Source organism: Pseudomonas huaxiensis, from assembly GCF_003231275.1.
In the GTDB taxonomy this organism is placed as follows: Bacteria; Pseudomonadota; Gammaproteobacteria; order Pseudomonadales; family Pseudomonadaceae; genus Aquipseudomonas; species Aquipseudomonas huaxiensis.
The window spans coordinates 1-322 of the sequence record NZ_QKVL01000205.1; the positions used below are offsets into that span (position 1 = coordinate 1).

The window sequence follows — 322 nt, forward strand, 5'->3', positions numbered from 1 at the left end:
CGCCGCCAATTGGCTTTCCAGCGCGTTCGTCGGTGCAATGTAAGCGGCCTGCGACTGACTGATATCGGGCTTGGGCAGTGCACGGCGGTCCAGCTTGCCGTTGGCGCTCAGTGGCATTTTTTCCAGCAGCACGAAGTGGCTTGGCACCATGAATTCAGGCAGATGGGCCTTCAGATGCGCCTTGAGCGCGTCTTTCAAATCACCGCTGTCTTGGGCCACCAGATAGGCCGCCAGTTGCTTGCCGCTCGGGCCATCGATATCGATCACGCTAGCTTCGCGGACTGTCGGATGCTCCAGCAGACGCGCTTCGATTTCGCCCAGC

The 322-nt window shown here is 60.2% G+C and carries 1 protein-coding gene; it reads right to left on the reverse strand.

Features of this window, described 5'->3' with window-relative positions:
* Positions 1-322 (reverse strand): AMP-binding enzyme (locus DM374_RS32900; protein WP_450088438.1); only part of this gene is annotated, 322 nt, incomplete at both ends.